Below are 25,232 nucleotides of genomic sequence, written 5' to 3'. Positions count from 1 at the left end.
CGTGCTGTGACCGATGTTCAGCGCCACGTACCCCGGCAGAATCGATGATGTCAGATCGAGGACTTCGGCGAAGGGCGGCCCGGGATGCGCTTGCCTGGTCTTGCACTCGGCTTCGTGCCGTGGGCGCTGTTCCTCGTGATGCCGCATCGCGAAGGCGACCACGCGCTGCTCTTCTCGAGCATCCTCACTGCGCTCGTTGCACTGGTGCTCACCCACTGGACCCGCGGGCGGGCGGGAATCAAGTGGCTCGGCGCCACTGCGGTGCTCATCTTCGCGGGTTTCGCAGCAGCATCCCTGGTGTCGGTCCCGTCGTCGACGTGGCTGTCGGAGTACGCGTCGGGAATCGCGCTGTTCGTGCTCGCCGCCGTGATGGCGACGTCGACCCTCGGCGTCACCTTCACCGAGCAGTACGCGCGTGAAAGCCTGCCGAAGGAGTACTGGGGCGCGCCGCGGCTTCGCTCGCTCAACGTGCGGATCTCGGCCACGTGGGCAGTGTGCACCTTCGCGGCAGCCCTGAGCATGACCGTTGCGACAGCGGTCGCCGACCCGTTCTCGAAATACTTCGCACTCACGTGGATCGTCCCAGTGTGCTTGACACTCTTCGCTTCTCGTTACACAGCTACGTCGCTGGGGGCCCTCACCTCGCGCGCATGAGTAATGTCAGGTCGTCAATTGCCCGCCCGCAGAACGCCAGTGGATCAAGCCACCGCTCATGTTGACAGCGTCGAAACCGTTCTCCACCAGGAGGTTCGCGGCGCCTGCTGATCGCAGCCCGCCCGTACAGAAGGTGATGATCTTCCGGTCCTCCGGGAAATCGATGCACTTGTCCAGCAGGACTTCCAGCGGTGCGTGCACGGCACCCGGGATGTGCGTCCGGTTCCACTCGAACTCTCGTCGGACATCGACGACGAGCGCGCCCTCCTCCACCAAGCGAACGGCCTCCTCCGCCGAGACGGCGGGTGGTCTACGCAGATAGTGACGGATGCTCATGAGTAACTCGATCCAGGGCGAACGATCATCAGTACGACGACGATCACCCACAGCAGGTTGAAAACGCCGGTGGCCATGCCGATTTGCTTCAGCCTTGCCCCGTCGTCGGGAGTCGCCAGGGCCTCGCTCTGCATGGGTGCGATGAGCAAGGCCAACAGGCCGCCGGCCACGATCGTCAGCACGAGAGCGACGCTGATCCACACTTCACCGATGCGCCCTTGAACAGCAGCGAGTACCAGTCCGACGACCGGTACGACGATGGCCAGTAGGCCGTAGACGCGGGTGATGCGATGGAGTGCCTTTGCGACGTCGATGCTGTGTCCGGGCGACGCGTACTTCGGGAACAGGCTTGCGACGACGGCGACCGGGCCGACGAAGAGGATTCCCGCCACCACGTGGATGGAGAGCAACAACGATTCCATGACCTTCAGCCTAGCTGAAGGTCATCGGTGTCGATCACTCCGTGGCCGACATCACCCGCAGCATGTGCTCCCGTAAGGCCTCCGTCAGTTCGGGGTGATTCTCGGCGAACTGCACATCCAGGGCGGTTACAGCCTGAGCTGCATCGTCCAGCAGTCTCGTACCTGCGTTCGTCACCCGCAGCGTCGACGCGGCCCCGGCCTGCGCCGTGCCGTCGTCGACCAGGCCGGAACTGACAAATCCGGCGACCGCACTGTGCGCGCTCTGCACAGTGATGCGAGAGCGACGCGCAAGTTCACTGAACGAAATCCCAGGCGTACCGCGAATATGGCCCAGCAGCCCGTACTTCCGCGTCGTCAGCCCAAGCGGCTTCAGCGCCTCCGCGAACGCCGCATCCCACACCCTCGCCACCGTGAGCAACGTAATCATGGGACTGAACGGAACAGGCGCGGACATACCGGCAGATTACCGACGGCCGGGTTGGTCCGTGTGGTGCGGCTCGAGAATTCGTGCTCAGTTGGTCAGATGCCCTGTATCGCTGAGGCGAGCGTAGTTCTGGTGCAGAACATCATCGACAGCCGAGTAGACGCGTCGGGAAAAGGCGAGAACTGCTATGTCATGCACGAGCAACCGTTCTCGTCGGCGGTAATCCACTATCGGCAGTTACCCTCTGACCGCGGTCCGAGCATGCGCCGCATGACGAGTGCGGTAGCGCCCGATGCCAGGACCAGGCAGCCGGTCATGACCCAGGCGATGGTCCGCCAGGGGAGATGCAGTCCGACCTCGGTGCCGGTCAGTTGGCTCAACCCGGCGGCCATGCCCAACAAGGGTGGGATGGTCACGATCGAACCGAGTGCAGAACCGATGAGGACGATGATCACCGTCTCGAAGACTGCCGTCGACAGTAATTGTCGTGATGTGCCGCCGGAGGATTGCAGAGCCGAGATGTCCGGCCCACGACGGTACGCCGACACAGCCATGCCGTTCGCGACGGCAAGGCCGCAGTAACCAACGGACATCGCAATGAGTGTCGCTGCAAGCCAATTGGTCAGCCGAGCGTCGACTTCGTAATCCTGCAGCGCGAAACTGTAGGCATCCTTCACCGTGGCGCCCGGAGGCAGTTCAGAAGGTGTCATTTCCTGCGGCAGGAAGACGACATCGGTCAGGGCTGATGGATCATGCTCGCGCACCAGGTCCCGCGGCAATACGAAGGCCCCACGCGCGGGATCGAGTGGGAGTACCTGCGAGATGGTCACGTTTTCGGACATTCCGTCCGCAAAGCGCACCGTGATCGTCCGTCCGACCTGCACGTCGAGCAAAGTCGCAGTCGCTTCGTCCACAGCAGCATGCCCTGCTGTGGCATAACGTTCGTCGAGACTTCCGATGGCGTCGATGACCGTTGTACTGCCCTGTGTTCCAGGTACGAACAACCGGGTCGGTAGGCCTGCGCGAGTCCCGAGCGGGCCCGCCCCTGATTCCGCCACCACCTGGTCGCTGAGGCCTGGGGTGCCGTCGGATGTCACGAGCACCATTCCCTGCAGTTGCTCGGTCTGCTCGGCGGGATAAGCCACCGCCATCGTCTCTACCATCTCGCTCAACAGCACCGCGAATCCGACGGCTGCAATGACTGGAGCAGCCGTGCCGGCGGCCCGTCGCGTACTCGTGGTGAGTTCTGCTCTCAGGAGCATCGGTCCCGCCGAGCGGGATGAACGCGCGAAGGGCCATGTCACCAGCTGTGCGATCGGACCGATGACGATGGGCGCGAGCAGCGCGGCCGAGACGGTGAACAACATGGCTGCTCCGATTGCGTTGGTTGTCCTGCTGTCCGGTGCCGCGCCCGCGGTCAACGCAGTCGCGCCCACACCGCCGAGGAGTGCGGCGATTCCCGATACCCAGCGCACCTTCGTCATGGGATGTCGCTCGACGGCGGCGGCGAGCAGTGCTTCTATCGGAGCCACCCTGGTTGCGGACTCGGCAGCCGTCCAGGCGCCGATCACCGCCACGGCTACTCCGATGGCCACTGCCACTATCACTGGCCAAGCGGAGATGCGCAGATGAAAGTCAGGAGGCTGAACGTCGAGACTCGACAGCACGATTCGCAGTACCGGAGCAAGTGCGAGACCGACTGTAGCGCCGATGATTCCACCGATACAACCGATGGCAGCAGCTTCGCCGAGAACCATGCGCCGAACCTGCCCCGGTGAGGCGCCGACGGTTCGAAGCAAACCGAGTTCCCGACGGCGTTCGGCCGTAGCGAGCGCAAATGTCGAGGCTACGACGAAGACGGTCGTGAACAGCCCGATGGACGACATCGCGATGATCAATTGATTACCGAGGTTCCTCCGGTGGCTGACGAATTCGGGCTCGAGTGCTGCTCGATCCTCGCCGGTGACGATCCGGCCGCGGTCGCCCAAGTACTGTTGCGCCGTAGCGGAGACGGCGTCGATCTGCGTGTCCGTCGAAATCACGAGTCCTATCGCCCGGACACCCGGATCGAGTTGCGCAGCACGCTCGTCGGCGAAATACAGACCAGCACCGCTGAGCGTCCCCGATACGGTGAAGGCCTCCAATCCCGCCGCGAGATTGACCGACACAGAATCACCGGGTTCGAAGCCCAGCGCATCCGGTACGACGACCTGATTGCCATTGGTCGGCGGTGTTCCGGATGTCAATCGATACGGGCTCAGATCGACACTCGCCCAGCCGTGTCCGGCTTCTTCGGCTCCCTCGTCCTCGATCGGAATGCCGTCGACCACGGGTTGCGCATAGAACGAACGGTCGGCGACGACGCGCACGTCCGGCAGGGTGCCGAGATCGTCGGCGATCTGTTGGGCTTCGGTCGCACTCCACGGAACGAAATCCGATGTGTTGCCGAACTCATTGTCGGCTCGAAGGGGTAATGCGAGCGCAGTCGCCTCGGTCAAACGTGGTTGAACCACGGGGCGTGACGAGTCGTAGACGACGAGTGTCGCACTGATCAGCGCAGCACCGAAAGTGGTAGCCAGGAGCGCGGCCATATAACTCGGCCAGAGACTGCGAAGGTTGGCCGACGCAAGCATCAGGACTCCAATCCGGCCAACCGAGTAGCGATCGTGGCAACACTGTCGGACCGACCGCGCTGGATGCTCAGTGAGTCCACTATTCGACCGTCCGCCAGGAAGATCGTTGTATCTGCATAGGAGGCGGCGAGTGGGTCATGGGTGACCATCACGGTGGTCTGCTGTTGCCGGTCCACCAGTTCACGCATCAGCGTCAGAACGTGTTTCGAAGTCCGGGTGTCCACTGCACCTGTCGGTTCGTCCGCGAAGAGAACATCCGGGCGGGTGATGAGGGCACGCGCGAGGGCGACGCGCTGCTGCTGGCCACCGGACAGTTGAGCTGGACGATGAGAGGCACGGTCCGCGAGTCCCACCTCGGCCAGGGCTGCCGCCACGTCCGTAGGGCGTACGCGCCGACCGGCGAATCGTGCAGGCAGTTCGACGTTCTGAGCTGCAGTCAACGAGCCCACCAGGTTGAATGACTGAAAAACGAATCCGACGTGTCGTCGACGTAGTTCGGTCCGCGCTTTCTCGTCCATCTCGGTGATGTCGGAACCTGCAATCCTCACGGTGCCACCACTCGGTGTGTCGAGGCCGGCCGCACAGTGCAGCAAGGTCGATTTGCCTGAGCCCGACGGGCCCATGATCGCGGTGAAACTTCCTCGGGCGAAGTCCATCGACACCCCGGAAAGGGCTGTCACCGCGCGGTTGCCTCGACCATGCACCTTGCGGACGTCCTCGAGTTCGATCGCGGCTTCTGCGTCGTGGTGCTTGTACATTCCTTCAGTGAATCGGCTGCTCCTGACTCGCACAGTCACGCGCGCTCTATGCGACAGGGGTATGCCAGCACTACCGCGTCGATCACGTCGAGAATCTACGATCGATACATGCGCGTCACGACGGCCTGGCAGGCACTAGCGCACCATCCTTTACGTTTTCTGCTGACGCCATGGCCATGGCGTAGCCTCCTGTATCTGCTTTCCGGCGGCATCCTCAACCTGATCGTGTTCGTGGTGCTCGCAGCCGCAACCGTCCTGGGCGTGATCTTCTTCGTTGTAGTCGTCGGCATCGTCCTGCTGCTGCTCGTGGCGCTGTCGGGCATCGTCGTCGCCCGGGTGGAGCGAATGCGGATACGGCTGGTCGATCTCGACGGAATCGCCGATCCACACCGTCGGCCCCTTTCCCCCGGTGTGCGCGCCTGGGTGCGTACCCGATTCTCGGAGCCGGTGACCTGGCGTGAGTTCGGTTTTGCGGCGTTCTCCGTGACCGCGCTCTGTTGGCTGGACATCACCGTGCTTGCCTTCGCTTTCGTCCTGCCGGTCCTCAGTTTCCGTGCCCCCATGGACGACCCGTCGGCCTGGCCTTGGTGGTTCATCGGTGTGGTCACACTCGCGGCAGGGCCCTATCTGGTGACGGCCTGGGCAGGTGCGCACGCAGCACTCACACGCATCTTCCTGGCGCCCCGTGACGACGAGATCGGGGTCGACCTCACCGACGTCTCCAAGTCGCGCGAGCGTTTGCTCGACGCCTTCGAGTCCGAGCGTGCCCGAATCGAACGCGACCTGCACGACGGCGCACAGCAGCGCCTGGTGACCCTCGGGATGAACCTCGGGCTGGCAAGACTGGATGCGAACGATCCAGAACTCGACGCACGGTTGTCCGACGCGCAAGGCCAGCTCACTGTCGCGCTCGCGGAGCTCAGGGATCTGGTCCGTGGACTGAATCCGCAGGTGCTTGCCGACAACGGCCTCGCGGCGGCTGTCGCCGACGTCGCCAGTCGGTCCTCCATCGACACCGAGATCGACATCCGTCTGCCCGAGCGTGTTCCCCGCCGCGTCGAGACGACTGCGTACTTCGTTGTCACAGAAGCGCTCACCAACGTCTCGAGGCACAGTCGTGCGACCCGAGCCAGAGTTCACGGTCGCATCCACGCAGACATACTCGTGCTGGAAATTTCCGACGACGGAGTGGGCGGTGCGGATCCACGAGTCGGAACCGGTCTGACCGGGCTTGCCGACCGTCTCGATGTTGTTGCCGGACAACTGAAACTGTCCAGCCCTGCCGGCGGGCCGACCACGCTCAGAGTGGAGATCCCATGCCGTATCGCGTGATCCTGGCCGAGGATTCCACCCTCATGCGGGAAGGCCTCGTCGGGCTCCTGCAACGCTTCGGACACACCGTCGTCGCCGCTGTCGGCAGCGCCGACGAGATCGCTCGTGCGGTCGACGACCACGAGCCGGACCTTCTCATCACCGACGTCCGGATGCCACCCGGTCACGCGGACGACGGCGTGCGGGCGGCCGTCGTTCTGCGAGCGCATTCCTGGCTTTCCGGTACTGGTTCTCAGTCAGTACGTCGAGCAGTCCTACGCGTCACAGCTGTTGGGCGCAGAAAACGCCGGCGCAGTGGGTTACCTGCTCAAGGACCGCATCGGTGCAGTCACGGAGTTCAACGACGCGGTGGAACGAATCGCATCGGGCGGGACCATCGTCGATCCCGAAGTGGTCCGTCAACTACTTCACCGACGGACGCGCCCGCTCGACCGCCTCAGCAAACGGGAAAAAGAGGTCCTCGCCCTCATGGCCGAGGGCAGATCGAACTCCGAAATCGAAAGGTCCTTGGAACTCAGCGTCCCCGCTGTGAACAAGCACATCAGAAACGTCTTTCTGAAACTCGACCTTCCCAGCGACATCGACGGGCACCGGCGCGTACTCGCCGTCCTCACCTACCTTCGAGGCTGACGAATTCCCGAAGTGCCGCGGCGAATTTCTCCGGTTGGTCTTCTCGATGGAGAAGTCCAATTCCGTTGCTGTCACGGGCTTCGTCCAGTGCAGCTCGATCGAAGAGTACTGAGCCCGTTCACAATCGGGAGGTCGAAGACCGAGAGCGCTCGACAGCCGAGCCAATTTCGCGTGCGGCAATCGGGTAGTCACCGGGGTTCCGACCTGCGAAGTTGAGGCGAAGATACTTTCCTGTTGGTTCGGCCGGGAAGTAGTCGTCTCCTGCGCCGACGATGACGCCGGCCGACCTGCACTCGGAGACCACGACGTCGAGATCCGTCTCGTCGGGGAGCCTCAGCCACAGGTTCAGTCCACCTGCCGGTATGCCTTCGAGTTTCCCCGTTGGAACGTGCTCTTCGATGCTCGTCACGAGAAGATCGCGGCGGGCGGCCAATTGACTGTGGAGACGAGTGAGATGCGTCCGCCATGCCGGCTGAGTGACGACGTCCAAGGCGACGGTCTGAAGAATCGAACTCACGTACATGGACTCCGCGCTCGTGTCCGCGATGATCCGTTCCCGAGCGGGTCCGCGGGCGATGATTGCTGCAACCCGCACCGCGGGTGACACGCTCTTGGTCAATGCTCGCGAATACACGACACGTCCTGTGTCGTCTCGGGCTGCCAGGGGGCTCGGGTGCGCCGAAATTCCGAAGTCATGAGCAGAGTCGTCTTCGATGATGAACGCCCCATGTTGTTCGGCGATCTTCAGAACCTTCTCCGCGAGTTCCGGTTTCCACAACGCGCCGGTCGGGCTCGCGAAGTTGGGTTGGGCATAGAACGCGCGAGCACCGGTGCTCTCGAACGCTCGTCGAAGTTCCTCAGGGTCGGGCCCGGTGAATCCGGAAGGAACAGGAACGACATCGACGCCGGCCTGGGCTGCTGCCAGGATTGCGCCCCAGTACGTCGGCGACTCCATCAGTAAAGGCCGGCCCGCTCCGACCAGTGCTCTGAACGCAGTGCTCAGGCCTGTCTGACTGCCGGGTATCACCGTCACGTCGCTCGACGACGGTGGATTGATTCCGGGGGAAGTGATCGACGCGAGTTCTCGAGCGAACCATGATTGCAACTCGGGTAGACCTGCGGTCGGTGGTCGATCGACAATGGCGTCACTTCGTGCAGCCCGGGCGAAAGCACTACGTACGAGCTTCTCCGGCAGCAACGTTCGGTCCGGGTAACCCGAGTGAAGTGAGACCACGTCGTTCGACGGCGACTGAAGCGCTGCCGGTAGTTTGAGCCGTGTCACGGGGGCGCCGAGTGCGGCGGTTTGCCAACGATAATCGTTGGCTCGGACCGATGTGTTCTCACGCACGAACGTGCCCACGCCGGGCCTGCTCTCGACCACCCCCTGCGATACCAGGACGCGAAGCGCTTTCTGTACGGTCACCGGACTTGCACTGTGTTCGACGACGAGAGAGCGCGTGGACGGCAGCTGCGCGCCAGGTGGGGCGGAGGCGATCCATCGACGTAGGGATGCAACGATCCGCGAACTGCTATCGTCAGACATGAGTCCCCATAGTAGCGCTACTTGTAACCGCGCATCGGCGATATCGTACGTACCCGGCCCGGGAATTCTGTGGGGGTTAGTCGGTGTCGTGGCGTTCTCCCTGACAGTTCCTCTCACTCGTGTGGCCGTCCTGGGCGGCATGCCGGCGTTGTTCGCGGGGGTAGGGCGCGCCGTAGTCGCTGCCGCGCTCGCCGTCCTGGTGCTGGGAGCTACTCGGCAGCGGCTACCGAACGGGATGCAGTGGGCTCGTCTGGCTGTCATCGCCTCTGGCGTGGTGGTCGGATTTCCACTGCTGACCTCGTATGCCCTGACGATCGCCTCTGCCAGCCACAGCGCAATAGTCATCGGACTTCTGCCCGCCACCACCGCAGTGGTCGCAGTCGCGCGAGGCAAGGAGAAGGTCCGTACAGCATTCTGGCTCATGGCTGTTCTCGGGGCGACGGCGGCGTTGGGGTTCTCTGTCGTGAGGAGCGGAGGATGGTCTGTGCCGCAATGGTCCGACCTACTGCTGCTGGCCGCTGTCGTCAGTGCGGCCATCGGGTACGCCGAAGGCGGGCTACTGTCAAGGGAATTGGGATCGTGGCAGACGGTGTCGTGGGCTTTGATAGTGGCTTTGCCGGTAACGGTCCCGTTGACATTCTTATCGCTCGACGGATTGTCCGAGATCGAGCCGAAGGCCTGGGCTGCGTTCGGCTACTTGGCTTCGATCAGCATGTATCTGGGTTTCTTCGCATGGTACAGAGGCCTCGCCATCGGTCCGATCACCAACGTCAGCCAGGTTCAACTTGTTCAGCCCGTTCTGAGTCTTGGTTGGGCTGCAGTCATTCTTCACGAGTACTTGACTTGGTCGTCGGCGCTGGGTGGTGCAGTCGTCGTTGTATGCGCAGCGATGACCGTGCGAACGCGATCATCTCCCGAAAGACTGCGAGCGCGAAAGTAGGCCTATGGCCACGTCTTCAGACGTTTCTCGAAGAGTGTCACGCTGAACCATTTTCCGTCCTCGAATTCGCGACGACCGACTTCGGTGAAACCTTGACCGAGGTAGTACCGGCGGAGCGTGGGATTGGTTTCGGCGCAATCCAATCGAACACGCGAGATGCCTGCGTCGGCTGCCGAGCGGGCCGCGTGGTCGAGCATGGCTGCACCCAGGCCGGTGCCCGCATGACAGCGATCGATGACGAGTCCGTGTACGTACAACGCGTCGCCGTCGTCGGGCCAGATCTCGGGGTCCGACCGTATCGTGCGCATTGCGGCCACGATTGGCGACGACCCGGGATACCGAGCGACGACGAACTCACCGCGCGAGACCTGCAGTCGAACGGTGGACAGCGGAACTTCACCCGGAGACCACTGGTCGATCGAGCGGGATGCCAGCCAGTCCTCGGCAGCATGTCGAAGAGCCAAAATAGCTGGTGCATCGTTTGTTCGGGCGGCCCGCACGTCGAGCATGGGTCCTCTCTTTCACCGGTATCGGTGAAACACCCAGGCGGACGATGTTTCGTGTTCACAGGCTCCCTGATGGTGACCCATCCTTCGCCAGTCGCCTGCAGAAAAATGTAGCAGTGCCGAGGGTGGCGCTCGGTTAGTCTGGTCGCTGTGTCTTTCCGCATAATGCCTGTCGACGGACGATCCTGGCAGTCGTTCCGCGATCAGCGGTTGGAGATGCTGGCGGATTCACCGAAGGCCTTCGTCGAGACGCTCGACTCCGCGACGGCCCAGACCGACAACCAGTGGCAACAGCGCGCCGAGAGCACGAACTCGGCGTTGTCCTGCGGCTTCGCTGCAGTGGACGACACGGACGCGTGGCTCGGAATCATGCGCGCACGCATCGAGGACGGCAAAGTCTTCCTGCTCGGCGTCTACGTATCGCCGACGGCGCGTGGAGGGGGCGTCGCCGACGCACTGTTGCGCGAAATCGAGCAGTGGGTGTACCGGCAAGGGCACCGTACCTTGACCCTGGAAGTCCACGAGGCGAACGGGCGGGCGCAAGCCTTCTACCGACGCATGGGGTTCGCAACCACAGGTGAGACCGTTCCCTATCCCTTGGCGCCGGACGAGCTCGAGATCGTCATGACGAAGCGGGTCGTGTGCGCAGGTTGAACTCCCGCGTTCGGGCCGTGTAGCGGTCGACGCACTACCCTTCGAAGTATGGAGTTCGATGACGTGCTCGACGCCGCCGCCCCGGGACGGGTTTCGCGAGACGCCGACGTCATGGCCTCGTATTCGGTCGATTGGACTCGGCGTTGGAGTGGACGACCGCGTGCGGTGGTGCGCCCCGAGTCTGCAGAGCAAGTTGCGGACGTGTTGAGAGCCTGCACCCAGCACGGGGTTGCGGTGACGGTGCAAGGCGGCAACACCGGGCTCGTCGGAGGTGCTGTTCCGTCCGATGGAAGTGTGGTTCTGTCGACGCGTGCGTTGCGCTCACACGGACCGGTCTCGGCGGACGGTTCCGTCACGGTCGGGGCCGGTGTCACTCTCGTCGAGCTCGAAACGCTTGCCGCCGAGGCGGGCTACACCGCTGGTTTGTCACTGGCGTCGGGACAGTCGGCCACCGTCGGCGGCGCCGCATCGACCAACGCAGGTGGGGCACGCGTGTTGCGCTACGGCTCGGCTCGCCATCGTATTTCAGGACTCCGAGCCGTCTTGCCGAGTGGCGATATCGTCGACCGTCGGACATCGCTGGTGAAGGACAACACGGGCTACGATCTGACGAATCTGCTGATCGGATCCGAAGGAACGCTCGCCGTCATCACCGACGTCACTTGGAAGTTGGTCCGTCCGCTGACCGACCACTTGGTGATAGCGATGTCGTTCCCCGACGTCCGAGCCGCTGTCGATGCCCTCCCGACGATCCTGCAGCTGCCCCAGATCGACGCCGTCGAATGGGCCGAAGGTGCCGCAGTGAGCCGCGTTGCGGAACACTCCGGTACACCGACGCCATTACCCGCCGAGGGTTTCTGGGTGTTCGCAGAGATGGGTTCTTCTCTCGTCGGCGCGGAGCCGGTGCTGGAGGCGTTGATGTCCGGCGGGCTGGACAGCAGCAGAATTGCGATCGCGGAATCCGCTGCGGAACGTCGGGCACTGTGGTCGTTCCGTGAGCGAATCACCGAATCGATCTCTACTGCTGGGGTTCCCGTCAAGCTCGACGTCGGTGTACCAGCCGAGCGGTTCGAAGAGTTCGTCGGCTCGATCACGGACGCAGTCCACTCAGTCGACATAGATGCTGTGCCCGTTCTGTTCGGTCACTTCGCCGAGAGCAACATCCATGTCAACATCCTGCCCGGTGCCGGTACATTCGCAGACGACGTTGCCGGAGCGTTGGAAGATGCTGTCCTGGAACTGGTTTTGAGTCACGACGGCACCATCAGCGCCGAACACGGCATCGGCCGAGCCAAACGTAGATGGCTGATCCGCCAACGTGGTGAAACGCAGTTGGCAGCCATGGCGCTGCTCAAGAACGCATGGGACCCACACCGCATCCTCAATCCTGGTGTGCTGCTGGATTGACCGCGGAGTACGGTCAGGACCAGGTCGATTCCCTCCGGTTCGGGGCAACCGTGTACGCACACACGTAACTCGCGGTCAGCAGCACTACAAGACCTATGGCCGACGTCGGCCATCAGGCGGGCGGTCACCGATAAGGTCCTTTCATGCGAAGCAATAAAGGACGCAGCGGCGTATGGGTGGATATCGCAGTGGTGGCAGTCATCGTGGGAACGGGAGTAGTGGTTGCGGGGATCACCGACACTTCGTCGCCCACCGATCTGGCGATTCCCGGTTGCGAGGAGATGATTCAGGAAGAGGATCTGATGCGAATCAACTACGCCTTCACCACGGGCGCTGAAGTTGCTCGTACAGACGAGTCGTGGATTACCGACAGCAAATTGAATGGAATGGCCGAGGCCCTCGTCGGTGCGCTGCCGGCAGGTACGGTTGTCGAACCGGATTCCGTCACGACGCGATTGGAATTCTCCGGTGACCGAGAGACCTACAGTGTCGCCGGTTCGACCGCCGATGCAGGTGCATCCGGGACGATTACGTCGGACGGGCGAACTGGAATGCTGGATGTAATCGTCGGACGCGCCTACCAGCCACCCGGCCCGTGCTTCGTCGGGATTGTCGATGAGCGCGTCACGTCTCAGGACGGCGCCGTCTTCGATATCCAGGATCGCGGGGATATCCGACGGGTCGTCGCCTTTACACCGGATGAAACGCAAATCGAAGTGACGTCCGTCGGGGTGTTGACGATCGACCAGCTGACCGACATCGCCTCGGCGCCCGGACTCAGAATCAACGCGCCCGGTCGATAGGCGGTTTGCTGGGCGGGGTGTAACACTTGTGCATTCTGCAAGCGGGATTCCGCCTGCACACGACGCAAGTGTTACACCAGAACCGCGAGGAACACGGTGGGCGAGGATTTCGCCTGTCGAATCTCTCGCTTTCTGAGGCGTCAGCTGTTTCCCTGTTCGGTGGCCAGAAGCACGGCCGCAGGGCCGTCTCCTAGGTCTGCGACGAAATAATCGGGGCGTTCCAATGACGCGGGAAGTGCCCACCCGACTCGGGTTTTCGCAATGGGAGTGGAGCTCCTGATCGCTCCAACGTTGACGCCCTGACATGCGACAAGGTTCGGGAATGTCGTTGTGATGACAATCGGACCGACCGCGGTCACAATTGGGTTCGCGCTGACACTTCGATTGGACTCGAACCCGGGTTTTCTCGATCTGCTGCCTTCCTTGCTTTTGCTTGGTGTTGCCTTTGCTGTCAAGTACGGTCCGCTGACAGCTTCAGCGGTGGAAGGTGTCGAGGCCCGCCATCACGGTGTCGCAGGCGGCATCGTCTGTACCGGCCTTCAATTCGGCGCAGCCCTCGGCGTGTCCATTGCGCACCATTGTTCTCGTTGGGAACGAGCACTTGGTGCTGGACCTGGCCGATTACAGGCGCGCACTGATCGTGCCCGCCGTCGACGGATACTCCACAGGTAGGCGCGAAACGGCTGCTGACCTTCTATCCAGCGTCATCACGAAGACATCTTCTGTTCGATTGCCCTCGCCATAACTCGCTTCAGAGGGTTCGCAGGTGCCTTCGAGTGTGGGAGTGGCGGGTTGTGGCGAGTCGGTCGAGTGCAGCCTGGGAGGCCGGGTCGGCGGCGCGGTAGACGATGAGTCGCAGATTCGCGTCGCCGAGAGGATTGAGGACGTCGTAACTCACGGTGATCGGCCCGACGTTCGGATGGTTCATCGGCTTGTTGCCCTGCGCTCGTACGGCGACGTCCCGCGATTGCCAGTAGGCGGAGAATTCGGCACTACCGGCTTCGAGTTCCTGTATCAGGACTACCAGGTCAAGATCATGCGCGTGGTCGACCCACGCTGCTCTCAGATCGGCCACAGCTCCGCGAATTACGCTGTCGCGGTCGCCGTAAAAGTCAATGAACCGATCGTCCAGGAAGCACATTCTCAGTACATTGCGTTCTCGTGCTGTTGTGCCGTCGAGGTCGAGAAGGAGGGTCGACATCGTGTCGTTCCATGCCAGGATGTCCAGGCGGTAGTTCAGGATCATGGCGGGCAATGGAGAGACATCGTCGAGAAGACGTGCAAGACCCTCGGGGACAGACGGTTTGGTACTGCGTTCGAGTTGACGATGTCCGGCCAACGTCAGGAGGTAGTCGATCTGGTCATCGGACAGCCTCAGTGCCCTCGACAAGGATTGCACTACCTGGGCCGACGGCCGAACGTCACGCGCCTGCTCCAAACGAATCAGATAGTCCACGCTCACGCCGGCGAGGGCTGCGACTTCCTCTCGTCGCAGCCCAGGCGTCCGGGAGGATCCGAGCCGTGGCGGCAGCCCCACCATCGACGGTTGAAGCGCTTCGCGCCGCGCACGCAGAAAGGCTGCCAACTCGTGGCGGGCGATGGGCTGCGGAGTCGAACTCACGTCCCCAAGGCTATGCCACACCGATGCTGAACAGCCTGGTACTGATCTTCCCAGGATGTCCTGAGCCTTCACGGACCAGGCGAGCGCAGGCATGGTCGACCACACATCGAACTGAGGAGTAACCGTGGCGGAGTTGACCGATTATCGACTGCTGGGACGATCGGGACTGAGGGTCTCGCCGTTGTCACTGGGCGCCATGACTTTCGGCGACGCGTGGGGTTGGGGTGCGAGCAAAGACGAGGCTCGACGGATCTTCGACACCTACCTCGATCGAGGCGGAAACATGGTGGACACGGCCAACATCTACACCGACGGCCAGTCCGAGAGCTTTCTGGGTGAATTTGTCAGGGATCGAAGAGATTCCGTGGTGATCGCCACGAAGTACGCTGGTACGCGGAACCCATCAGACCCCAATGCGGGAGGTGGTAACCGTAAGAGCCTCGTAACCTCGGTCGAGGCAAGTCTGCGCAACCTGAATACGGACTACATCGATCTGTTGTACCTCCATGCGTGGGACGGGCTGACGCCCGGCGAAGAGGTCATCGCTGCGTTGGGCGAGCTGGTACGCAGCGGCAAGGTGCTCTATCTCGGCATCTCCGACGCGCCGGCTTGGGAGATTTCACGCATGCAGACGATCGCCGAGCTCCGGGGATGGCCGACCCTCTCCGCACTTCAGGTCGAGTACAGCCTCATCGAGCGAACCACCGAGCGTGACCTCCTACCGATGGCGAGCGGATCAGGACTCGGAGTTGTTCCCTGGTCACCGCTGGGTGGGGGAGTGCTGACGGGCAAGTACACACCCGCTGACCTTCCTGAAGATGTGACGGCTATGCCGCGCAGTCGAAGTGATCACGCCGCGGCCGGCAACAGCTTGACCACTCGGGGACTCGAGGTCGCGAACGTCGTAGTCGACGTTGCGCAGCAATTGGGAGTCACCCCGGCTCAGGTCGCCATTGCGTGGACCCTCCACAACCCAGTGGTGACGAGCACTCTCGTGGGTGCGCGAACCGCAGAGCAGTTACAGAGCAACCTGGCTGCGCTGGACGTGGAACTTTCCGACGAGCATCTGACCCAGCTCGACGACGTCAGCGCGCCCGATCTGGGCTTTCCCCACGAGTTCCTGGCGCGTCCCATGGTGCAGGGCGTCATTCATGGGCACACGCGAACCCGCCGGCGGTGATGAGTTTGCGTTCGAGCGCGCTCGAAGTCATAGCGTCGCGGCATGACGAAGAGAAGCTGGATCATCACGGGGGCGTCGTCGGGTTTGGGACGAGCACTCACCGAAGAGGCTCTGGCAGCCGGTGACACGGTTGTGGGGGCTGTTCGTCGACCGAGCAGGTTGGACGACATGGTGCGTCGATACCCGGATACTTTGATGGCGGTCGAGTTCGACGTACGCAACACCGCAGCGGCACCACAGCTGATTGCGGCCGCGGCGGAGCGATTCGGAGCGGTCGATGTGCTGGTCAACAACGGTGGGGTCGGGCAGATCGGCGCTGCTGAGGAGGTGACCGATTCCCAGCTGCGCGACATGCTCGACCAGCATCTGTTCGGCCCCGCGGCCCTCACGCGTGCTGTGTTGCCTGGAATGAGGCGGCGGCGAACCGGATCGATCGTGCAGGTCAGCAGTCAGGGCGGCCGAGTGTCGTTCCACGGAGCGGGCTCGTACTCGGCCGGGAAGTTCGCCTTGGAAGGGTGGTCGGAAGCCCTGGCCGGCGAGGTCGAACAGTTCGGTGTTCGAGTCCTCATCGTCGAACCGAGCAGGTTCCGCACCGGGTTCAACGAAGCTGGCGTCCTCAACCTCGTCGACCCCAGCGACGTCTACGACGGACTGCTCAGCGCGGTCCGCACGGACATGCTGGCCGTCGATGGGAAGCAGGAAGGCGATCCGACGCGGGCGGCCCGGATCATCATCGAACTTCTGAACGGAGAATCCGCCCCGCTACGAATCCCGTTGGGAAGAGAAGCGGTTCGGCGATTGTCGGACGGCTACAGGTGGAACCTCGACGAGGTCGAGCGTCTCGCGGAGATATCGGCCAGTGCAGATTATCCGGGGGTTGCCGAGTCCGTCCGTCCAGTCTGAACCGCTGGCCAGGGCTATCGTGACGTCATGGCGACCGTTGATCTGATGGACAAGGCTATTGCTGCGCTGGCCCAAGCGGATGTATCGATGACGATCGACATCGTCCACGGACTGATCGAACCCGGTGAAGTAAGCGAGCCGATCGGGATTTCCGAGGTCGCGCAGCTCTTGGGTGTGTCGGCGCACACCCTCCGGTACTACGAACGGTGCGGGTTGATCGAGGTCGAACGAGACGCGCACGACCACCGCCTGTACGACGCCGCCGCGGTGCGCCGCTTGGTCTTTCTCACTCGAATGCGTCTGTCCGGCATGCCGATGCGTGATCTGCAGCACTACGTGGAGCTGGTCGATCAGGGGGACGATACCGTCCCGGAACGCCTGGACATACTCGTCGAACATCGGGACACCATTCGCAGACAAATTCTCGAGCTGCAATTATCCTTGGTAGCAACCGAATACAAGATTGCAACCTACGGCGGTGCGGCCGGCGAGTAGGTCTTGCGTCCCGTCAGGAAGAGCTACCGGCCAGGACGGCTGAGATGGAGGCGTCGAGGATGTCGATGCCGTCGTGTAGTTCGGTTTCGGTTGTCGTCAGTGGGGGAGCGATGCGGAAGATGCCGCCCATTCCTGGTAGCTGGACGATGTTGAGGTGCAGTCCACGCTCCAGGCAGGCGGTGGTCACTTTCTTGCCCAGGTCGTCGGCGGGGTTCTTCGACTCCTTGTCGGTGACGAATTCGAGTCCGCGTAGCAGGCCACGGCCCCGGACGTCGCCGACGACTTCGTAGGTGTCGCGCAGTGCGTCGAGGCGGTCGGAGAGCTGTTCGCCGAGTTTTGCGGCTTGCTCGACGAGTCCGTCGCGTTCGATGACGTCGAGCACGGTGTTTGCGACGGTGGCAGCCAACGGATCCGATGCGTGGGTGGTCAGGAACAGGAAACCTTTGTCGTTGCAGACGTTCTCGATCTCGTCGCCGGTGATCACCGCGGCGACGGGAAGCCCTGCGCCGAGGGTCTTGGACAGAGTCAGGATGTCCGGGGTGACCCCGTCGCGTTCGAAGGCATACATCCGGCCGGTGCGGCCGAGGCCGGTTTGCGCTTCGTCGAGAATGAGCAGCATTCCGCGTTCGACACAGAGTTCTTTGAGCCGTGCGAGATAGCCGACGGGCGGATCGATGATGCCGCCGGACGACAGGATGGGTTCGACCAGACAGGCCGCAAGTGCGCCGGTGGACTGTCTGTCGATGAGCGAGAAGCCGTAGTCGAGCTCGGTCTCCCAGTCGTAGGAGCCGTCGGCACGCCGAAACCGAGGCCGGTAGGAATCAGGCGTCGGCAAGGTCAGATTGCCGGGGATCACCGGGCCGTATCCTCGTCGTCCGGCGGAGAAGGTCGCGGCCGCCGCGCCGGACGTCATACCGTGCCAGGACCGATCGAACGAGACGACCTCGTATCCGCCGGTGTACAACTTGGCCATTTTCAGAGCCGCTTCGTTGGCCTCCGCGCCGGTGGTGAGCAGTAGCGTCCTGCTGAGTTCCGGCGGGAGGGTGGCGGCGAGCTTGGTGGCGAGGTCGACCACGGGTCTGCTCAACATCCCGCTGAAGAGGTGGTCCAGCGATCCGACGGACTGCGACACCGCTCGAACGATGTCCGGGTGGGAATGGCCGAGGACTGCGCTCATCTGGCCCGAGGTGAAGTCGAGGATTGCCTGGCCGTCGCTGTCGTACACGTGCGTGCCTTCGGCCCGTTCGATGATGCGGGGAGTGAACGTCACGCCGTAACGAATCAGGTGGCGATCGGCGTCGCTCCAGAAGCTGTCGGTGCTCATGGGCGTCTCCTCGATTCGGCGGCCCTCCGGTCACGCACAGACTAAGCCACGCGGTGCCGATCCGTCGGCCCATGACAAACGTCATCTCGATTCCGTGACGATGTCAGCCGAGCCCATGATCCTGTGCACTGTTGCCGAACAGCGGACGACGACAAGATCGTATGTGACCGAAAGCCATGCTGCGGAACACGATAGAAGGAGTCATCATGAAGAATCTTGCCATCCGCGCCGCCACTGTCGCTGCCTTGATCGGAGGGCTCGGTGCCGCCGGCGCAGCAGTCGCCACGGCCGATACGGTGACCGAACTTGTCCCGGCTATGAACGGCGGCGCTTACTGCCTGGTCGTCCAGGACGACGGGACAGAGCATTTGCTGTACAGCAGCTTCCGCTGCGACGAAGTACAGGCCGACATCGACGAAAAGGCCCGCCAGGACGAGCGTCGCGAAGAGCGCAAGGAAGAACGACGCGAAGAGCTCCTTCGCAACGGCTGATCGCACGGTAAGGCCATGAACGAAGTAGCTCTGCCGGAACAGATTTCGAATCGAATCGCTCATTACCCCGCCCGATCGGCCCGGCGCGTCGATTTCACCACCACGGACTCGGGCAAACGCCGCGTCGATTACGTGGCAACGAGTGTGTCGACGAGGGCTCGGATGGCCGGGCTGGAATCTGCACTGCGGCGCCAGACGGCGTGCAGTTCACGGGTTGGTGGGCGACGCAGTTCGAGGGATACAAGGTGTTCGCCCAAAGGGGGACGTGCGAGTCGAGGGATGAGTGCGACGGCGTTCGTCGACGCCACCAAGGCGAGTTGGCTGGAGAAGTCGTCGACCAGGTGCCGGACGTCGGGACTGTCCGGTAGGTCGGCGACGACGCGTCGAAACCATTGGTGGCACACGGTTCCCGGTGGACTCGTCACCCAGGTGAGACCGGTCAGTGCGCTGGCGGGCAACGGGTGAACTTCGCGGGCGAGTGGGTGATCTCGATGTAGGACGATGTCGCCGATGTCGGTGTGCAACGACCGTCGGTTCAGAGACGGCGGTGTGGGGGCGATGAGTCCGTCTGCGTCGTGCACGAGGGCGACGTCGGCGATACCCGAGTCGACGCTGTGAATCGCGCGGTCGGGATCTTGTTCGGTGATCTGCAGGCTCAGCTGTGGGCATGCCGCGCCGAGGGCGTGCATCGCCGGAGCAAGCACACCGCGGATGGCGGTGGAGAAGGCTGCGACCCGCAGAGTGCCGCGCGGTGCACCGTCGGCCACGGAACGTGCGGCTTCGGCGCATCGTTCCAGTGCATCGAAGACGTCGGGAGAGGTGTCGACGAGTGCCTGGCCTGCCGGTGTCAGCACGACACCGCGCCCTGACTGCGCGAGAACCCGAAGACCCAGCTGGCGTTCGAGTCGCTTGATCTGCTGTGAGACGGCAGAGGCCGTGAAGCCGAGTTCGTCGGCGGCCTTCGCCAGGGTGCCGAGGGTGGCCACCGACTTCAGAGCGTGTAGCGATGCGACGTCGACCATGAAGCGATGCTACGCATTATCGGCGAAAAACCATCGCTGGACCGAAAGCTTACTGCGTCGCACACTTCTGTGCATGACCACCGAACAGCTCTTCGGCACCAACTGCGTCGCCATGGTGACGCCGATGACCAAGGATGGAGAGCTCGACGAGCACTCCCTCGGCAGGCTCGTCGACCATCTCGTCGCCACGGGGTGCGACGGAATCGTCGTCGCAGGCACGGCGGGGGAGGCGCCCACGCTGACGGACGCCGAGACGGAGAAGCTCGTCGCCGCGGTGGTGTCGCGAGTCGACGGACGGGCGAAGGTGACGGCCGGCGTCGGAACCTACGACACCGCGGCCAGCGTCGCGAGGGCTCGTCGCGCGGAAGCGGCGGGCGCCGACGGGCTGCTCGTCGTCTGTCCCTACTACTCGCGGCCTACGCAGGCGGGCATCGTCGCGCACTGCACTGCCGTCGCCGACGCGACGAATCTCCCGGTGATGTTGTACGACGTGCCGGCGCGGTCCGGCACGGCGTTCTCGCCCGAATCGTTGATTCTGCTGGCCGAGCATCCGCGAATCCGAGCGGTCAAGGATGCCAAAGGTGACCTGTACGAGGCCTCGACGGTGATGTCTCGGACATCTCTCGCCTACTACTGCGGAATCGACGAGCTCAACCTGGCGTACTTGGCAATCGGCGCAACAGGACTCGTCAGTGTGGTGGGCAATCTCGTCGGCGATCGGAACGCGGCCCTCGCGGATGCGGTGCGGCGAGGTGACCTCGTCTCCGCTCGTCGAATCCAGAACGAACTGCTCCCGCTCACCGACGCCGTCATGCGTACGTCTCAGGGCGCGATCATGGCCAAGGCAGCGCTGGCGGAGATCGGCGTCATAGACTCTGCGGCAGTGCGACTTCCGCTGCTCGAATCGCCTCCGGAGGATCTTCGACGCCTGTCCGCCGCGACGCGAGAGTGCTGAACGGCGTTCTACAGCTTGCTGAGCCTCGTCAACTGGACAGCGCTGCCGATTGCCACGATGGGCCAACACACGATGGCGATCCACTCGCTGGTGGAACGTTCGCCGTGAGTGATGTCGTAGATCGCCAATACGGTCAGTGCGATACCGATCACGAGGGTGATCCAGTTGAGCCGTATGCGCGTTGCCGTCGACGTGGTTGTCATGGGAAGAAATGTACGACCGGACGGCGGGTTTTGCTCCCGAATTGTCCAGATGAGCGTGCCGGTGCGGTACGCCGACGGCGTGCGGCGTCCGGTCCGGGGTTAGTGTGACCCGGAGACTCGGACAAAGGGTGTGGGATGAGCGTCGTCGACGAAAAAGCCGGTAGATCTCCGTGGGAACCGCAGGAGATGCCGCGGCCGAACCGGGCAGCACGGCCGGATGCGGACCCGTTCTACGTCGCGCCCGACGGCTTCGAGGAGGCTGCGCCGGGTGATGTCCTGCGGTTCCGTGAGGTCGAGGTGGCGCTGTACGGGAAGATTCCGCAGCAGGTCGACGCGTGGCAACTGCTGTATCGGACGTCCGATCTCCACGGATCGCCGCAGGTCAGCGTCACCACCGTCTTGATGCAGCGCGGAGCGGTTGCCGAAACTCCGCGCCTCCTGTCGTATCAGTGCGCGATCGACGCGGTGTCGGCCACGTGCTTTCCGTCGTACGCGCTGCAGCGGGGCGCAAAAGCGTGGGGCGCGGTTCCGCAATTCGAGTTCGTCCTGGTGCTGCATGCGCTGCGCCGCGGCTGGGTCATCTCGATCCCGGACCACGAGGGTCCGGACGGGCACTGGGGCTCGCCCCGTGAGCCCGGCTTCTTCATCCTCGACGGGGTCAGAGCCTCGTTGCGGTTCGCACCGGCCGGACTGACCGACGACACCAAGGTCGGTCTGTGGGGCTACTCGGGCGGAGGGCTCGCGACGTCCTGGGCTGCGGAGATGGCCCCCGAGTACGCACCGGAGATCGCACTGGTCGGGGCGGCCCTCGGCTCACCCGTCGGCGATCCTGCGTCGGCTTTCACCAGGCTGAACGCGACGTTGCACGCCGGTCTGCCCACCTTGGTGGTCGAAGGGTTGCGTAGGACGTACCCGGATCTGGACAGGGTGGTCAGAGCCCACGTCAATGCCGACGGGCTGGCGTTGCTCGAGTCGGTGGACGACCTGACCACCGTCGCTGCCGTGCGCAAGCTCGCGAAGCACGATCTGGACAGGTACATCGACATTCCGCTCGCGGATCTGCTGGCTACACCGGAAATCCTCGAGGTGTTCGAGGCTATTCAGCCCGGTAGAACCGCTCCCACCGTCCCGATGCTCGTGGTGCAGGCCGTCCACGACCAGATCATTGCCGTCGACGATGTGGACGGACAGGTCGACCGCTACCTCGACAACGGGGTCCACGTCACGTACCTGCGGGACCGACTCAGCGAACATCTGTCCCTGCACCCCCTGTCCGCGCCGCTCACCCTCGACTGGCTACAGGACCGGTTCGACGGACGCCCGGTGCCGCCGTCGGGCGTCACCACGGTCTGGTCGACGGCGTCGTCCTTCGGTGCGGTCCGTGACCTTCTCGCGCTGGCGTGGTCGACGACGATGGCGGTCCTGGGCCGCCGGCTGTGAGTGAAAATGTGTCCTGGGGGACACATTTTCACTCACCTGGGGTCTTGCTTCTGATGCTCTCGTTCGGCGCAGGTGCGACGGATGCGTTCGCCTTCCTCGCACTCGGCGGCGTATTCACCGCGAACATGACGGGCAATCTGGTGCTCGTCGGACTGGTCGGCCGGGACGATTACCTTGCCAGCCTGGTCGGGGCCGCGATCGCCATCGCCGTGTTCTTCGTGGTTCTGCTGGCCGGGTTCCGCTACGCGCACCGCTCCGTGCGCGTCCCGACGTTGCCGTTGCTGGGGACGGCTGCGGCCGTCCAGGTGCTCACCCTCGTGGCGTGGTGGCTCGATGTAGGCACCGTCGTCGCTCTGGTGGCGATGTCCGCGGCGGCGATGGCGTTGCAGACGGTGGTCGCGCGCTCGTCACTCCCCGAGGGAGGATTGTCCTCGACGTTCGTCACCGGAACGATGGTCAACATAGCCGACGACCTGGCCCGGGGCAGGACCGAGCATCTTGCGCTCAGACTGGGCGCAATTGCCGCCTTGGTCGCGGGATCGTTCGCCGGTGCCCTGTCGATTCACGCCGAACCCCGACTCGGTCCCCTCGTGGCCGCGGTCGTCGCCTGTATCGGGTTGGCCCTGGCCGCTTTCGTCGTTCGCCGCTGACTTGCGTTGCGGCCTGCCGAGGTCGATACTCGAACTAATAGTTGTGTATCTACAAGTATTGGATTTCGATGAGCGAACTGACCAAGCGGCACCGCTACCTGGTGCTCGCAATCTGCTGCATGAGCTTGTTTCTCGTCAGCATCGACAACACGATCGTCAACGTCGCGCTGCCGGCGATCGGGTCCGACCTGCGGGCATCGGTGTCGGGTCTCCAGTGGATCATCGACGCATACACCTTGGTGCTGGCGTCGCTGCTGATGCTCGGCGGCTCGAGTGCGGACCGGTTCGGCCGCAAGAAGTTCTTCATGATCGGTACGGCACTGTTCATCGCGGGATCGTTGCTGTGCAGTGTCGCGCCGTCGCTGGGCTGGCTCGTCGCGTTCCGCATGGTGCAGGCCGTCGGAGGGTCGATGATGAACCCGGTGGCCATGTCGATCATCACCAACACCTTCACCGATCCGAAAGAACGCGCAGGAGCGATCGGAGTGTGGGGTGGCGTGGTCGGAATCTCGATGGCGGGAGGCCCGCTCATCGGCGGCGCACTGGTCACGTCGGCGGGTTGGGAGTCGATCTTCTGGGTGAACGTGCCGATCGGCCTGATCGCGCTGTTCATGACGTGGAAATTCGTTCCCGAATCCAAAGCAGCGCATGCACGACGCTTCGACCCGGCCGGGCAGGTGTTGATGATCGTGCTGCTTGCCAGCGTTGTGTTCACCATCATCGAGATGCCGACGAAGGGATGGTCTTCGCCGACGATCCTTGCCACTGCCACCACCGCTGTGGCGTCACTCCTCGGTTTCCTGTACGTGGAGACTCATCGGACCGAACCCCTTGTGGAACTGAGCTTCTTCCGCAGCGTTCCGTTCTCCGGGGCGACCGTCATCGCCGTGTGTGCGTTCGGATCACTCGGCGGATTTCTGTTCCTCAACACGCTGTATCTGCAGGACGTGCGCGGATATTCGCCGCTGCACGCCGGCCTCTACACACTCCCGATGGCGTTGATGACGCTGATCCTCGCGCCGATATCGGGTCGGCTCACCGGTTCTCGCGGACCTCGAACCTCACTGGTGGTGGCAGGAGTCGGCTTCATCGTTTCGTCCCTGATGCTGACCCAGCTGACGGCGACGACGTCCTTCGCGTGGCTTGCTCTTCCCTACCTCGTGTTCGGTATCGGATTCGGGATGGTCAACGCACCCATCACCAACACCGCTGTGTCCGGAATGCCCCGTAGTCAAGCAGGAGTCGCGTCGGCGGTGGCATCGACGTCTCGGCAGGTGGGCCAATCGCTCGGTGTCGCAGTGGTGGGGTCGATCGTCACCGCCGGTCTCGTCGGCACCTTCGCCGACGGGTTCGTCGACGCCGCCCGTTCGGCGTGGTTCGTCATGACTGGTGCCGGAATCATCGTCCTCGCACTTGCTTTCGTCACGACCGGTTCGTGGGCTCGCGGCACAGCAGAGCGGGTTGCGGATCGGTCGTCGGAGCTCGTGGCATGAGCGCGGAGGACGTGTGGGGTGACATCCGTACGCTTGTCTTCGACCGAGCCGATCCGCACCGCGCCGTGGTCGCGGCGACAGGAGAGAGCTTCTATCGGTGCAAGGTACTTCGGCGACTGGTGCCCGGCCCTCTGTCGGCCGGAGCGCTCGCGGAACGACTGAACACCGACCCGCCGTATCTCTCGGTGACGCTGAAAGAGTTGGAATCTCGTGGATACGTGGTACGCACCGAAGACCCTGCCGACCGGAGGCGCAGGGTCGTCGAACTCACCGACTCCGGACGTGAGCTGGCCGACCGGGCGAATGCTGCACTGAACGCACCGCCCGCGGAGTTCGCGAATCTATCGGCCGACGAATTGGGGCAACTCGAGACGTTGATGGGTAGGCTGCTCCGAAGCTGACAGGCAAACCCG

General features: G+C 63.4%; 26 protein-coding genes, 1 pseudogene and 1 riboswitch. Of the genes and pseudogenes, 16 read left to right on the top strand and 11 right to left on the bottom strand.

Annotated features, from left to right (window positions below; genetic code table 11):
• Positions 1 to 84 precede the first annotated feature (84 nt).
• On the top strand, positions 85 to 654 hold the full coding sequence (locus tag BH95_RS17470; protein WP_037183305.1) for a hypothetical protein: 570 nt from the start codon (positions 85 to 87) through the stop codon (positions 652 to 654).
• A 6-nt stretch (positions 655 to 660) separates the two neighbouring features.
• On the opposite strand, the gene BH95_RS17465 is transcribed toward BH95_RS17470, so the two are convergent.
• From BH95_RS17465 to BH95_RS17445, 5 genes are all read right to left on the bottom strand, one after another.
• Positions 661 to 990 (bottom strand): rhodanese-like domain-containing protein, encoded by a 330-nt coding sequence (locus BH95_RS17465; protein WP_019667580.1) that lies wholly within the window; start codon positions 988 to 990, stop codon positions 661 to 663.
• Positions 987 to 1,412, bottom strand: a complete 426-nt coding sequence (locus BH95_RS17460; RefSeq protein WP_037183303.1) for a membrane protein — start codon at positions 1,410 to 1,412, stop codon at positions 987 to 989. The genes BH95_RS17465 and BH95_RS17460 overlap by 4 nt, the downstream gene beginning before the upstream one ends.
• Positions 1,413 to 1,446: 34 nt before the next feature.
• Positions 1,447 to 1,866 (bottom strand): MarR family winged helix-turn-helix transcriptional regulator, encoded by a 420-nt coding sequence (locus tag BH95_RS17455; protein WP_019667582.1) that lies wholly within the window; start codon positions 1,864 to 1,866, stop codon positions 1,447 to 1,449.
• Positions 1,867 to 2,063: 197 nt separating this feature from the next.
• Positions 2,064 to 4,469, bottom strand: a complete 2,406-nt coding sequence (locus BH95_RS17450) for an ABC transporter permease (RefSeq protein WP_244165011.1) — start codon at positions 4,467 to 4,469, stop codon at positions 2,064 to 2,066.
• On the bottom strand, positions 4,469 to 5,227 hold the full coding sequence (locus BH95_RS17445) for an ABC transporter ATP-binding protein (RefSeq protein WP_020111103.1): 759 nt from the start codon (positions 5,225 to 5,227) through the stop codon (positions 4,469 to 4,471). Before BH95_RS17445 ends, BH95_RS17450 begins: the two co-directional genes overlap by 1 nt.
• Positions 5,228 to 5,335: 108 nt before the next feature.
• Between BH95_RS17445 and BH95_RS17440 the strand changes: the two genes are divergently transcribed.
• Together BH95_RS17440 and BH95_RS17435 are read left to right on the top strand one after the other, a co-directional pair.
• The gene (locus tag BH95_RS17440; protein ID WP_026348214.1) at positions 5,336 to 6,559 is read left to right on the top strand and encodes a sensor histidine kinase; all 1,224 of its coding nucleotides are present in this window, start codon (positions 5,336 to 5,338) and stop codon (positions 6,557 to 6,559) included.
• Positions 6,544 to 7,189: pseudogene (locus BH95_RS17435) on the top strand (response regulator transcription factor). The gene BH95_RS17440 and the pseudogene BH95_RS17435 overlap by 16 nt, the downstream one beginning before the upstream one ends.
• Before the next feature lie 118 nt (positions 7,190 to 7,307).
• Here BH95_RS17435 and BH95_RS17430 read toward each other — a convergent pair.
• Positions 7,308 to 8,732: an aminotransferase-like domain-containing protein gene (locus BH95_RS17430; protein WP_033190030.1), complete on the bottom strand. Its 1,425-nt coding sequence runs from the start codon at positions 8,730 to 8,732 to the stop codon at positions 7,308 to 7,310.
• Between BH95_RS17430 and BH95_RS17425 the strand changes: the two genes are divergently transcribed.
• A complete protein-coding gene (locus tag BH95_RS17425; RefSeq protein WP_037183299.1) occupies positions 8,731 to 9,672 on the top strand; it encodes a DMT family transporter in 942 nt (313 codons plus the stop codon). The two genes, BH95_RS17430 and BH95_RS17425, sit on opposite strands and share 2 nt — an antisense overlap.
• Before the next feature lie 2 nt (positions 9,673 to 9,674).
• Here BH95_RS17425 and BH95_RS17420 read toward each other — a convergent pair whose 3' ends face one another.
• The gene (locus BH95_RS17420; RefSeq protein WP_020111098.1) at positions 9,675 to 10,181 is read right to left on the bottom strand and encodes a GNAT family N-acetyltransferase; all 507 of its coding nucleotides are present in this window, start codon (positions 10,179 to 10,181) and stop codon (positions 9,675 to 9,677) included.
• Between the two features lie 24 nt (positions 10,182 to 10,205).
• Positions 10,206 to 10,286, bottom strand: a riboswitch (ZMP/ZTP riboswitch).
• A 42-nt stretch (positions 10,287 to 10,328) separates the two neighbouring features.
• Here BH95_RS17420 and BH95_RS17415 point away from each other — a divergent pair.
• From BH95_RS17415 to BH95_RS17405, 3 genes are all read left to right on the top strand, one after another.
• Positions 10,329 to 10,832 carry a GNAT family N-acetyltransferase gene (locus BH95_RS17415; RefSeq protein WP_230594344.1) on the top strand — a complete coding sequence of 168 codons (504 nt, stop codon included), beginning with the start codon at positions 10,329 to 10,331 and terminating at the stop codon, positions 10,830 to 10,832.
• A gap of 48 nt (positions 10,833 to 10,880) precedes the next feature.
• Entirely contained in the window at positions 10,881 to 12,239 is a 1,359-nt protein-coding gene (locus BH95_RS17410; protein WP_037183297.1) for an FAD-binding oxidoreductase, read from the top strand.
• Positions 12,240 to 12,382: 143 nt separating this feature from the next.
• On the top strand, positions 12,383 to 13,042 hold the full coding sequence (locus BH95_RS17405; RefSeq protein ID WP_037183295.1) for a hypothetical protein: 660 nt from the start codon (positions 12,383 to 12,385) through the stop codon (positions 13,040 to 13,042).
• 751 nt (positions 13,043 to 13,793) lie between these two features.
• On the opposite strand, the gene BH95_RS17395 is transcribed toward BH95_RS17405, so the two are convergent.
• Entirely contained in the window at positions 13,794 to 14,663 is an 870-nt protein-coding gene (locus tag BH95_RS17395) for a helix-turn-helix transcriptional regulator (protein WP_244165008.1), read from the bottom strand.
• A 124-nt stretch (positions 14,664 to 14,787) separates the two neighbouring features.
• On the opposite strand from BH95_RS17395, the gene BH95_RS17390 reads away from it, so the two are divergent.
• From BH95_RS17390 to BH95_RS17380, 3 genes are read left to right on the top strand one after another with little or no spacing between them, the layout of a single operon-like run.
• Positions 14,788 to 15,843, top strand: coding sequence for an aldo/keto reductase (locus BH95_RS17390; protein ID WP_037183290.1), 1,056 nt, complete (start codon positions 14,788 to 14,790; stop codon positions 15,841 to 15,843).
• Positions 15,844 to 15,885: 42 nt separating this feature from the next.
• Positions 15,886 to 16,746 carry an SDR family NAD(P)-dependent oxidoreductase gene (locus tag BH95_RS17385; protein WP_037183288.1) on the top strand — a complete coding sequence of 287 codons (861 nt, stop codon included), beginning with the start codon at positions 15,886 to 15,888 and terminating at the stop codon, positions 16,744 to 16,746.
• A 27-nt stretch (positions 16,747 to 16,773) separates the two neighbouring features.
• Complete coding sequence (locus tag BH95_RS17380) at positions 16,774 to 17,241, top strand: MerR family transcriptional regulator (protein ID WP_037183286.1); 468 nt, start codon at positions 16,774 to 16,776, stop codon at positions 17,239 to 17,241.
• 13 nt (positions 17,242 to 17,254) lie between these two features.
• Here BH95_RS17380 and BH95_RS17375 read toward each other — a convergent pair whose 3' ends face one another.
• Positions 17,255 to 18,565: an aspartate aminotransferase family protein gene (locus tag BH95_RS17375; protein WP_037183284.1), complete on the bottom strand. Its 1,311-nt coding sequence runs from the start codon at positions 18,563 to 18,565 to the stop codon at positions 17,255 to 17,257.
• Positions 18,566 to 18,771: 206 nt separating this feature from the next.
• Here BH95_RS17375 and BH95_RS17370 point away from each other — a divergent pair, with 206 nt between their 5' ends.
• Positions 18,772 to 19,056: a hypothetical protein gene (locus BH95_RS17370; RefSeq protein WP_037144605.1), complete on the top strand. Its 285-nt coding sequence runs from the start codon at positions 18,772 to 18,774 to the stop codon at positions 19,054 to 19,056.
• Between the two features lie 128 nt (positions 19,057 to 19,184).
• Here BH95_RS17370 and BH95_RS17365 read toward each other — a convergent pair whose 3' ends face one another.
• Positions 19,185 to 20,078, bottom strand: a complete 894-nt coding sequence (locus tag BH95_RS17365; protein WP_037183283.1) for a LysR family transcriptional regulator — start codon at positions 20,076 to 20,078, stop codon at positions 19,185 to 19,187.
• Between the two features lie 73 nt (positions 20,079 to 20,151).
• On the opposite strand from BH95_RS17365, the gene dapA reads away from it, so the two are divergent.
• Entirely contained in the window at positions 20,152 to 21,033 is an 882-nt protein-coding gene (dapA, locus tag BH95_RS17360; protein ID WP_037183281.1) for a 4-hydroxy-tetrahydrodipicolinate synthase, read from the top strand.
• A gap of 8 nt (positions 21,034 to 21,041) precedes the next feature.
• On the opposite strand, the gene BH95_RS17355 is transcribed toward dapA, so the two are convergent.
• On the bottom strand, positions 21,042 to 21,236 hold the full coding sequence (locus tag BH95_RS17355; protein WP_037183279.1) for a hypothetical protein: 195 nt from the start codon (positions 21,234 to 21,236) through the stop codon (positions 21,042 to 21,044).
• 135 nt (positions 21,237 to 21,371) lie between these two features.
• On the opposite strand from BH95_RS17355, the gene BH95_RS17350 reads away from it, so the two are divergent.
• From BH95_RS17350 to BH95_RS17335, 4 genes are all read left to right on the top strand, one after another.
• Positions 21,372 to 22,676 (top strand): lipase family protein, encoded by a 1,305-nt coding sequence (locus BH95_RS17350; protein ID WP_033190036.1) that lies wholly within the window; start codon positions 21,372 to 21,374, stop codon positions 22,674 to 22,676.
• 53 nt (positions 22,677 to 22,729) lie between these two features.
• Positions 22,730 to 23,326, top strand: coding sequence for a YoaK family protein (locus tag BH95_RS17345; protein WP_244165006.1), 597 nt, complete (start codon positions 22,730 to 22,732; stop codon positions 23,324 to 23,326).
• A gap of 68 nt (positions 23,327 to 23,394) precedes the next feature.
• On the top strand, positions 23,395 to 24,819 hold the full coding sequence (locus BH95_RS17340; RefSeq protein ID WP_037183277.1) for an MFS transporter: 1,425 nt from the start codon (positions 23,395 to 23,397) through the stop codon (positions 24,817 to 24,819).
• The gene (locus tag BH95_RS17335) at positions 24,816 to 25,220 is read left to right on the top strand and encodes a MarR family winged helix-turn-helix transcriptional regulator (RefSeq protein WP_037183275.1); all 405 of its coding nucleotides are present in this window, start codon (positions 24,816 to 24,818) and stop codon (positions 25,218 to 25,220) included. Before BH95_RS17340 ends, BH95_RS17335 begins: the two co-directional genes overlap by 4 nt.
• The last annotated feature ends 12 nt before the right edge of the window (positions 25,221 to 25,232 follow it).

This window comes from Rhodococcoides fascians A44A (assembly GCF_000760735.1).
In the GTDB taxonomy this organism is placed as follows: Bacteria; Actinomycetota; Actinomycetes; order Mycobacteriales; family Mycobacteriaceae; genus Rhodococcoides; species Rhodococcoides fascians_E.
The sequence above is the reverse complement of the archived record's forward strand: the minus strand, read 5'-3'. Positions and strand labels throughout refer to the sequence as shown.

Bases quoted from the DNA above. Each gene is read 5' to 3' on its own strand.
- BH95_RS17420 (WP_020111098.1), bottom strand. From the start codon at position 10,181: ATGCTCGACGTGCGGGCCGCCCGAACAAACGATGCACCAGCTATTTTG.
- BH95_RS17355 (WP_037183279.1), bottom strand. From the start codon at position 21,236: ATGACAACCACGTCGACGGCAACGCGCATACGGCTCAACTGGATCACC.
- BH95_RS17375 (WP_037183284.1), bottom strand. From the start codon at position 18,565: ATGAGCACCGACAGCTTCTGGAGCGACGCCGATCGCCACCTGATTCGT.
- BH95_RS17455 (WP_019667582.1), bottom strand. From the start codon at position 1,866: ATGTCCGCGCCTGTTCCGTTCAGTCCCATGATTACGTTGCTCACGGTG.
- BH95_RS17365 (WP_037183283.1), bottom strand. From the start codon at position 20,078: ATGGTCGACGTCGCATCGCTACACGCTCTGAAGTCGGTGGCCACCCTC.
- BH95_RS17405 (WP_037183295.1), top strand. From the start codon at position 12,383: ATGCGAAGCAATAAAGGACGCAGCGGCGTATGGGTGGATATCGCAGTG.
- BH95_RS17340 (WP_037183277.1), top strand. From the start codon at position 23,395: ATGAGCGAACTGACCAAGCGGCACCGCTACCTGGTGCTCGCAATCTGC.
- BH95_RS17440 (WP_026348214.1), top strand. From the start codon at position 5,336: ATGCGCGTCACGACGGCCTGGCAGGCACTAGCGCACCATCCTTTACGT.
- BH95_RS17460 (WP_037183303.1), bottom strand. From the start codon at position 1,412: ATGGAATCGTTGTTGCTCTCCATCCACGTGGTGGCGGGAATCCTCTTC.
- BH95_RS17430 (WP_033190030.1), bottom strand. From the start codon at position 8,732: ATGTCTGACGATAGCAGTTCGCGGATCGTTGCATCCCTACGTCGATGG.
- BH95_RS17465 (WP_019667580.1), bottom strand. From the start codon at position 990: ATGAGCATCCGTCACTATCTGCGTAGACCACCCGCCGTCTCGGCGGAG.
- BH95_RS17470 (WP_037183305.1), top strand. From the start codon at position 85: ATGCGCTTGCCTGGTCTTGCACTCGGCTTCGTGCCGTGGGCGCTGTTC.
- BH95_RS17445 (WP_020111103.1), bottom strand. From the start codon at position 5,227: ATGTACAAGCACCACGACGCAGAAGCCGCGATCGAACTCGAGGACGTC.
- BH95_RS17380 (WP_037183286.1), top strand. From the start codon at position 16,774: ATGGCGACCGTTGATCTGATGGACAAGGCTATTGCTGCGCTGGCCCAA.
- dapA (WP_037183281.1), top strand. From the start codon at position 20,152: ATGACCACCGAACAGCTCTTCGGCACCAACTGCGTCGCCATGGTGACG.
- BH95_RS17410 (WP_037183297.1), top strand. From the start codon at position 10,881: ATGGAGTTCGATGACGTGCTCGACGCCGCCGCCCCGGGACGGGTTTCG.
- BH95_RS17385 (WP_037183288.1), top strand. From the start codon at position 15,886: ATGACGAAGAGAAGCTGGATCATCACGGGGGCGTCGTCGGGTTTGGGA.
- BH95_RS17450 (WP_244165011.1), bottom strand. From the start codon at position 4,469: ATGCTTGCGTCGGCCAACCTTCGCAGTCTCTGGCCGAGTTATATGGCC.
- BH95_RS17350 (WP_033190036.1), top strand. From the start codon at position 21,372: ATGAGCGTCGTCGACGAAAAAGCCGGTAGATCTCCGTGGGAACCGCAG.
- BH95_RS17345 (WP_244165006.1), top strand. From the start codon at position 22,730: ATGCTCTCGTTCGGCGCAGGTGCGACGGATGCGTTCGCCTTCCTCGCA.
- BH95_RS17425 (WP_037183299.1), top strand. From the start codon at position 8,731: ATGAGTCCCCATAGTAGCGCTACTTGTAACCGCGCATCGGCGATATCG.
- BH95_RS17335 (WP_037183275.1), top strand. From the start codon at position 24,816: ATGAGCGCGGAGGACGTGTGGGGTGACATCCGTACGCTTGTCTTCGAC.
- BH95_RS17370 (WP_037144605.1), top strand. From the start codon at position 18,772: ATGAAGAATCTTGCCATCCGCGCCGCCACTGTCGCTGCCTTGATCGGA.